The sequence below is a fragment of the Streptomyces boncukensis genome, assembly GCF_011045075.1.
Classification (GTDB): domain Bacteria; phylum Actinomycetota; class Actinomycetes; order Streptomycetales; family Streptomycetaceae; genus Streptomyces; species Streptomyces boncukensis.
Genome location: NZ_JAAKZZ010000281.1, coordinates 1 through 9,752 on the forward strand (window position 1 = coordinate 1; position 9,752 = coordinate 9,752).

Genomic DNA, 9,752 nt, shown 5'->3' on the forward strand with positions numbered 1-9,752 from the left:
CGGCGGGGCCCTCCAGGCCGAAGGTGTAGGCGATGCGGCCGGAGATGACGCTGTTCGCCGTGCCGGTCATCAAATGACCCTCGGCTGTCGGGGGCAGGTGCATGCCCGCGCCGTACCCGGAGGAGGAGGCGCCCGCGAACACCCCGACCCCGCGGCCCCTGACCGACCGGGGGTCCACCCCGGCCGACTCGAACGCCTCCCACGCCGCCTCCAGCACCAGCCGCTGCTGGGGATCCATCGCCAACGCCTCACGCGGCGAGATCCCGAACAGACCCGCATCGAAGCCGTCCGCGTCGTGAACGAAGCCACCCACATCGGTGACCCGACTGACTGCCTCGGGCCAGCCGCGATCGTCCGGGAACGGCGTGATCCCATCGACCCCGCCGGCGACCAGGTCCCACAGCTGGTCCGGTGAGGTGACCCCGCCGGGGTAGCGGCAGGCCATGCCCACGATCGCGATCGGCTCGTCCGACACCCCGCCCGCAGCGGGCACCGGCGTCGCGGAGTCCTGCCGGAGGTCCCCGACCAGTTCCGCCAGCAGGTGGTCGGTCAGGACGGCCGGGCTGGGGTAGTCGAACACCAGCGTGGCCGGCAGCGACAACCCACTACGAGCAGCGAGGAGGTTGCGCAGTTCGACCGCCATCAGGGAGTCGAAGCCCAGATCGCGGAAGGCCCGGCCGGGTTCGACCGCCTCTGCGTTCGTGTGGCCGAGGACCTGCGCGGCCTGCGCACGCACCAGATCCAGCACCATCTGCCGCCGCTCCACACCCGTGGAGCCGGACAGCTGCTGCAGCAGCTCCGGCCCGGCACCGGCGGTGCCGGGGGCGGCCTCCAGGGCACCGGCCGCTTCCGGGAGGTCCAAGAGCAGGGCGCTGGGACGGACCGAGGTGAAGGCCGGAGCGAACCGCGGCCAGTCCACATCGGCGACCGTCGCACACGGCTTGCCGCTATCCACCGCCGAGGCCAGAGCCTCAATCGCCAAAGCCGGATCCATCGGCAACAACCCGAGCCGGCGCATAGCCTGCTCGGTCTCACCCCGCACCGCCATCCCGGCCCCGGCCCACGGGCCCCAGGCCACGGAGGTGCCGGGGAGTCCGCGGCCGTGGCGGTGCTGGATCCATGCGTCCAAGAACGCGTTCCCGGCCGCATACGCGCCCTGGCCACCGCTGCCCCAGGTCGCAGCGGTCGACGAGAACACCACGAACAGATCGAGTGGCAGGTCCCGGGTGAGCTCGTCCAGCAGTACTGTGCCCTCGACCTTGGCGCGCAGCACTTCCGCGAACGCCTCAGCCGTGGTCTGCTCCAGCAACTGCGCATTCTCGATCCCGGCAGTGTGGACGATGCCGGTCAGCGGCCACTGCTCCGGCATACCGTCGATCACCGTGGCCAGGGCGTCCCGGTCGGTGACGTCGCACGCGGTGACCGTCACCTGCGCGCCGAGGTCGGTCAGCTCTTCGATCAGGCCGTCGGGAGCTGTTCCGCTGCGGCTGGTGAGGACGAGATGCGGTGCACCTCGTCCGGCCAGCCAGCGGGCGGTGCGTGTGCCCAGGGCACCGGTGCCGCCGGTGATCAGGACGGTGCCCGAGGGCCGCCACTGTTCATCGACCGGAGCCGCCGCAACGGCGCGGGTGAGGCGGCGGCCGTAGGTTCCGGCTCCGCGGATTGCGGTCTGGTCTTCGCTGCCGTCGGCCAGGATGTTTGCGAGTCGGGTTCCGGCTCGGGTGTCGAGGTGGGTGGGGAGGTCGATGAGGCCGCCCCAGCGTTGCGGGAGTTCCAGGGCCGCGACCCGGCCCAGGCCCCATACGGTGGCCTGGTCGGGGTGGTCCAGCCGGTCCGAGCGGCCCACCGTGACCGCGCCCCGTGTGAGGACCCACAGCGGTGCCGGGACCGTGCCCAGTGCTTGCACCGCGGCCAGCGTGTCCGCCCAGCCGGATGCGAGCAGCACCACCCCGGCCACGTCGGGCAGTTGCGCGGCCTCTTCGGCTGGGAGGTTCACCACTGTTGCACCGGCCGCGGACAGGGCCGCGGAGACGTCCGCTTCCTCCTGTCCGATGACCGCCCAGGTGCCGGACAGGGCGGGTGCGGTGGGGGAGTCGGTCAGGGGCTTCCAGGTGATCTGGTAGCGCCAGGAGTCCAGGGTGGAGCGTTCCCGGTGACGTTTGCGCCATGCGGACAGCGCGGGCAGCGCCGTTTCCAGACCGGCCAGTTCCTCCAGGTCCTCTCGCTCGACCGCGTCCCAGAACGCCGAGTCGGCCCTGTCACCCACGGCCGGACTGACCGACGGCTCCGGCCAGAACCGCTCACGCTGGAAGGCGTAGGTGGGCAGCTCGACCACCCGGCCGCCCCAGTCGGTGAACACCTTCGCCCAGTCGACCTCGACACCGGACGTCCACAGGCGGCTGATCGCGGTCAGGGTGGTGTCGGTCTCGTCCCGGTCCTTACGGAGGGCTGAGGCGAAGACCGCATCGGCGGCGGTCTCCTGGGCCATGCCGGAGAGCACGCCGTCCGGGCCCAGTTCCAGGCAGGCGGTCACGCCCATGGTTTGCAGGGCGGTGACGCCCTCGGCGAAGCGGACGGTCCGGCGGATCTGGTCCAGCCAGTACTCCGGCTCCTGCATCAACCCCGGCTCGGCGACCGCGCCCGTCAGGTTCGACACGATCGGGATGCGTCCGGGGTGGAAGGTCAGCCTGGCCAGGACGGTCGCGAACTCGTCCAGCATCGGTTCCATCAGCACCGAGTGGAACGCGTGCGACACCGTCAGGACGTTGACCCGCCAGCCCCGCGCCGCACACTCGGCCGCATAGCTGTTGACGGTGTCGAGGTCACCGGAGAGCACCACCGAGCGCGGGCCGTTGACCGCCGCCACATCCAGCCCGGAGTCGGCGACCTCAGCTTCCGTCGCCTGCACCGCCAGCATCCCGCCACCGGACGGCAGTGCCTGCATCAAACGCCCACGCTCCGCGACCAGGGTGCAGGCATCGTCCAGATCGAGAATCCCCGACACATGCGCGGCGGTGATCTCGCCCAGCGAGTGCCCCAGCAGCACATCCGGGACCACGCCCCACGACTCCACCAGCCGGTACAGGGCGACTTCGAGCGCGAACAACCCCGCCTGCGCCCACAGCGTGCCCTCCAGACCGACACCGTCGGCCAGCACCTCACGCAGCGGACGCTCCAGCCGCACATCCAGCCGCGCGCACACCGCATCGAACACCTCGGCGAAGACCGGGAACGCCTCATACAGCCCCAGCCCCATGCCCGCACGCTGCGCGCCCTGCCCCGTGAACAGGAACGCCAACCGGCCCTCGCCAGCGACACCAGTTGCGAGCACGTCCCCGTCGGCCAGGACCACACGGTGCTCCAGCTCGGCCCGTGTCGTGGCCAGTGACCAGCCGACGTCCACCGCGTCCAGCTCCGGCCGTTCCGCCACGAACGACCGCAGCCGCTCCACCTGCCCCCGCAGCGCGGCCTCGGACTTCGCCGAGACCACCCAGGGCACCGACCCCGGCGCGTGGGCCCGCGCAGTCCCGCGCACCGGTTCCGGCACCGGCTCCGGTTCCGGGGCCTGCTCCAGGATGAGGTGGGCGTTGGTGCCGCTGATCCCGAAGGAGGACACACCCGCCCGGCGCGGATGGTCGGCCAGGGGCCAGTGCCGGGCCTCGGCCAGTAGCTCCACCGCACCCGCTGACCAGTCCACCTGCGGTGTCGGCTCGTCCACGTGCAGGGTCGCGGGCAGGAGGCCGTGCCGCAGGGCCATGACCATCTTGATCACACCGGCGACACCGGCGGCGGCCTGGGTGTGGCCGATGTTGGACTTGACCGACCCGAGCCACAGCGGTTCGCCGTCCTCGGCGCGGTCCTGGCCGTAGGTGGCCAGCAGCGCCTGCGCCTCGATCGGGTCTCCGAGGCGGGTGCCGGTGCCGTGCGCCTCGACCGCGTCCACGTCGGCCGTGGTGAGGCGGGCGTTCGCGAGCGCTTGGCGGATGACGCGCTGCTGGGCGGGGCCGTTCGGCGCACTGAGCCCGTTGGACGCGCCGTCCTGGTTGACCGCGCTGCCCCGCAGCACCGCCAGGATCTGGTGCCCGTTGCGCTGGGCGTCCGAGAGCCGTTCCACCAGCAGCAGGCCGACGCCCTCACCCCAGCCCATCCCGTCCGACCCGGCCGCGAACGCCTTGCACCGGCCGTCGGCCGCCAGTCCGCCCTGCCGGTCGAACTCGGCGAACACGCCCGCGTTGGCCATGACCGTCACCCCGCCGGCCAGCGCCAGTGAGCATTCGCCGGCGCGCAGCGCCTGGGTGGCCAGGTGCAGGGCGACCAGCGAGGACGAGCACGCGGTGTCCACGGTCACCGCGGGGCCTTCGAGCCCGAAGGTGTAGGCGACACGGCCCGAGATCACGCTCGTTGCGTTGCCGGTCAGCAAGTGCCCTTCCGCGCCCTGCGGCAGCTGGGTGCCCGCGCCGTACCCGGACACGTTGCCGCCCACGAACACCCCGGTCTGCGACCCGTGCAGCGCCCGGGGCTGTACGCCGGCCGACTCGAACGTCTCCCACGCGGCTTCCAGCAGCAACCGCTGCTGCGGATCCATCGCCAGCGCCTCACGCGGGCTGATCCCGAACAGATCGGCGTCGAACTGGTCGGCGTCGTGGACGAACCCGCCGACTCCGGCGGCGCCACCGAGCACCTCGGCCGGCCAGCCCCGGTTCGTCGGGAACGTCGACATGCCGTCCACCCCGCCCTCGACCAGCGCCCACATCTGGTCCGGTGAGGTGACTCCGCCCGGAAAGCGGCAGGCCATGCCCACGATCGCGACCGGCTCGTCCGACACCGCGCCCATGGACTGCACCGGCGGTGCCGCGTCCTGCTGAACGTCTCCGGCCAACTGCGCCAGCAGGAAATCGCTCAGAACCGACGGGTTCGGGTAGTCGAACACCAGCGTGGCCGTCAGGCGCAGACCGGTGGCCGTCTGCAGCCGGTTGCGCAGATCCACGGCCATCAGTGAGTCGAAGCCCAGGTCGCGGAAGGCCCGGCCCGGCTCGACGGCTTCCGCGCCCGCATGCCCCAGCACCTGTGCCGCATGCGTGCGCACCAGGTCCAGCAGCACATGCCGTTGCTCGGCGGCCGGTACCCCGGCGAGCAGCCTGGGCGCCTCCTCCGTGCCGCCGCCGGTGCCGGCGGGCTCCGCCGGGGGCGAGGCTTCCGGCAGCTCGGCGAGCAGCGGGCTCGGCCGGGCCGCGGTGAATGACGGCGCGAACGCCGACCAGTCCACATCCGCGACGACCAGCCCCGACTCCTCGGCGTCGATCGCTGCCGCGAGCGTACGCATCGCCAACTCCGGGTCCATCGGCGACAGCCCGCGCCGGCTCAGCAGCTGCCGCGTGTCGCCTTGGAGCGCCATCCCGGCGCCGTCCCATGGCCCCCACGCGATCGACGTACCGGGCAGCCCGCGGTCGCGGCGGTGCTGGACCCAGGCGTCCAGGAACGCGTTGCCCGCGGCGTACGCGCCGTGCCCGGCGCTTCCCCACGCGGCGGCGCCCGAGGAGAACACCACGAACAGCTCCAGGGGCAGTTCCGCGCTCAGCTCGTCCAGGTACACCGTCCCGTCGACCTTCGCGGCCACCACCGCCGCTGTCGTATCCCGGTCGGCCTGCTCCAGCGGCTGCGCATGCCCGACACCGGCGGCGTGGACGATGCCGGTGAGCGGCCACTGCTCCGGAACACCGGCCAGCACGGCAGCCAGCGCGGCCCGGTCGGTGACGTCGCATGCCACCACGCTCACCTGCGTACCGAGCCCGGCCAGTTCCTCGACCAGTCCGTCCGGCGCCACCCCGCTGCGGCTGGTGAGCACCAGATGCGGCGCGCCCCGCCCGGCCAGCCACCGGGCCGCCTGCGCACCCAACGCACCGGTACCACCCGTGACCAGCACCGTTCCCGACGGCTCCCACGACTCCGCCTCCGAGGCAACCGGCAGTGCCCGAGTCAGCCGGCGACCGAACACACCCGACGCGCGCACCGCTACCTGATCCTCGGCACCGACGCCGGCCAGGACCGCCGTCAGCCGACCCGCCGAGCGCGCATCCACGCACGCAGGCAGGTCGATCATGCCGCCCCAGCGCTGCGGGTACTCCAGGGCCGCGATCCGGCCCAGGCCCCACACCGCCGCCCGCACCGGATCCTCCAGCTGATCCGAGCGGCCCACCGCCACCGCACCCCGGGTCACCACCCACAACGGCGCGCCGATCCCGGCGTCGCCCAGCGCCTGCAGCAGCACCGCCAGGACGGTGAGTTCACCGGTCACCGCCGAGCCGGTCACCGGGCCGCGCTCTGTTCCGGCCACCAGCACCACACCGCACACATCAGGTATGGCGGTCAACTGCTCCGCCAGACCGGCACGGTCCGACGCCGCGCCCACCGGCAGGCCCGCCACCTCGGCACCCGCACCCGTCAGGGCCGCCGACAGGTCCCCGTCCGCGTCGCCCACCACCAGCCAGGTGCCGGACAGTGATGCCGTCGGCACACTCTCCAACGGCTTCCACCCCACCTGGTAGCGCCAGGTGTCGATGACGGAGCGCTGCCGCCGTTCCCGGCGCCACGACGCCAGCGCCGGCAGTACCGAGCCCAGCAGCTGCGGCGCGTCGGACAGCTGCAGGGCGTCGGCGACCTCGTCGAGGTCACCGCGCTCAATGGCGTCCCAGAACGCGGACTCGGCCGGGTCGGCCGCTTGCACAGCGCCCTGGACCGACAGCGACGGTACGTCCGGCCAGAACCGCTCACGCTGGAAGGCGTAGGTCGGCAGCGGGACCTGACGGCCGGTGAGCACGGTGGACCAGTCGACGGCGGCCCCGGCCGTCCACGCCGCGCCGAGGGCGGACAGCAGACGCCGCATGCCGCCCTCGTCCCGGCGGAGGGTGCCCAGGACAGCGGCCTCGGTGCCGGACGCCTCCACCGTCTCCTCGATACCGACCGTCAGCACCGGGTGTGCGCTGACCTCGATGAACGTACGCATCCCCTGCGCCAGCAGCGACTGGACCGCGTCCTCGAACTCCACCGTGGAGCGCAGGTTGTCGAACCAGTACGCCGCATCCAGCGGACCCTCGACCGGGGCACCGGTCAGCGTGGAGCGCATCGGGACCGGCCCGGCCACCGCCGACAGCCCGTCCAGATCCGCCAGGATCCGCTCGCGCAGCTGCTCCATCTGCGGGGAGTGCGAGGCGTAGTCCACCTCGATACGCCGCGCGCGGATCCCGCGCCGCTCGCACTCGGCCATCAGCTCGTCCAGCGCGTCGGCCTCGCCGGAGACCACGGTGGAGGACGGGCCGTTGACCGCCGCCACCGACACCCGCTCCGCCCAACCGGACACCACATTCTCGACCGTCTCCCGGCCGGCGGCCAGCGACACCATGCCCCCGCCACCGGCCACCGCCACCAGCGCCTTCGACCGCAGCGCCACCACCCGCGCCGCATCCTCCAGCGACAGCCACCCCGCCACACACGCCGCAGCAATCTCCCCCTGCGAATGCCCCACCACCGCCGACGGCACCACACCCACCGACCGCCACACCTCCGCCAGCGCCACCATCACCGCCCACAGCACCGGCTGCACCACATCCACCCGCTCCAGGCCCCGGTCGTTCAACAGCACATCCGTCAACGACCACTCCACAAACGGCGCCAGCGCCTCCTCACACGCCACCAGCCGCTCCCGGAACACCACCGAGGACTCCCACAACCCCTGCGCCATCCCCAGCCACTGCGCCCCCTGACCCGGGAACACAAACACCACACCGCCACCCGCACCACCAGAACCCACCACACCGGGCGTCACTACCGACAGCCCGGCCAGCAGCTCATCCCGGTCCGCCCCCACCACCACCGCACGGTGCTCCAACGCCGCCCGCGACACCGCCAGCGACCAGCCCACATCCACCGCATCCAGCTCCGGCCGCTCGGCGACGAAGGACCGCAACCGCTCGATCTGCGCCCGCAGGGCGGACTCGGACTTCCCCGACACCAGCCACGCGGTCACCTCCGAAGCCCACGACGGCCCACCCCGCGAAACCGAGCCCGGCTCGGGCGTCTCCGCCGCGTCCGGCGCCTGCTCCACGATGACGTGCGCGTTCGTGCCGGACATCCCGAACGAGGACACCGCCGCTCGCCGGGCACGATCCACCTCGGGCCACGCACGCGCCTCGGTCAGCAGTTCCACCGCACCCGCCGACCAGTCCACCTGCGGCGACGGCTCATCCACATGCACCGTGGCGGGCAGCATCCCGTGCCGCAGCGCCATCACCATCTTGATCACACCCGCGACACCTGCGGCGGCCTGGGTGTGGCCGATGTTGGATTTGATCGAGCCCAGCCACAGCGGCTGGCCGTCCTCGCCGCGGTCCTGGCCGTAGGTGGCCAGCAGGGCCTGCGCCTCGATCGGGTCACCGAGGCGGGTACCGGTCCCGTGCGCCTCGACCGCGTCGACGTCCGCGGCCGTCAGCTGGGCGTTGGTCAGCGCCTGGTGAATGACGCGCTGCTGGGAGGGGCCGTTCGGCGCCGTCAGGCCGTTCGACGCACCGTCCTGGTTGATCGCACTGCCCCGCACCACCGCCAGGATCTGATGCCCGTTGCGCTCCGCATCGGACAGCCGCTCGACCAGCAGCAGGCCGACGCCCTCGGCCCAGCCGGTCCCGTCCGCCGCCGCCGCGAACGACTTGCACCGCCCATCCGCCGCCAGCCCGTCCTGCCGGCCGAACTCGGCGAACGCACCCGGGCTCACCATCACCGTCACACCACCGGCAAGCGCCAGGCCACACTCACCCGACCGCAGCGCCTGGACCGCCCAGTGCAGCGCGACCAGCGACGACGAGCAGGCAGTGTCGACGGTGACTGCGGGGCCTTCGAGACCGAAGGCGTAGGCGACACGTCCGGAGATCACACTGTTCGCCGTCCCGGACAGCAAGTGCCCCTCGGCACCGGCAACACCATGGAAGCCGTACCCCGACGAGGACGCGCCCGCGAACACGCCGACACTGCGGCCCTTCACCGACCGCGGGTCCATCCCGGCCGACTCGAACGCCTCCCAGGCCGCTTCCAGCAGCAGCCGCTGCTGCGGATCCATCGCCAACGCCTCACGCGGCGAGATCCCGAACAGGCCCGCATCGAACCCGTCCACGCCGTCGACAAAACCACCCAGCCCGGCCGCTGCCTCCAATGCCTCCACCGGCCAGCCGCGGTCGGTCGGGAAGGGGGTGATCCCATCGGCCGCGTCGGCGACCAGGTCCCACAGCTGGTCGGGTGAGGTGGCCCCGCCGGGGTAGCGGCAGGCCATGCCCACGATCGCGATCGGCTCGTCCGACGCCCCGCCCGTGGCACGCACCGGTGTGGCGGAGTCCTGCCGGAGGTCTCCGACCAGCTCTGCCAGCAGGAAATCGGCCAGGACGGCCGGGCTGGGGTAGTCGAACACCAGCGTGGTCGGCAGCGACAACCCGGTGTGTGCGGCCAGGAGGTTGCGCAGTTCGACCGCCATCAGGGAGTCGAAGCCCAGGTCGCGGAAGGCCCGGCCGGGTTCGATCGCCTCCGCGCTCGTGTGGCCGAGGACCTGGGCGACCTGCGTACGCACCAGATCGAGCAGCGTCTGGCGTCGCTCGGCGACCGTGGCGCCGGACAGCTGCTGCCGCAGCCCCGAGTCGGCACCGGCGCTGCTGCTCGGTGCGGTCTGCAGGGTTTCGGCTGCTTCCGGGAGGTCGGAGAGCAGGGGGCTGGGG

At 72.6% G+C, this 9,752-nt stretch carries 1 protein-coding gene; it reads right to left on the minus strand.

Annotation, left to right across the window (positions count from 1 at the left end; translation table 11 throughout):
• On the minus strand, nucleotides 1-9,752 hold a 9,752-nt coding region (locus tag G5C65_RS40200), incomplete at both ends, for a type I polyketide synthase (protein ID WP_206442183.1).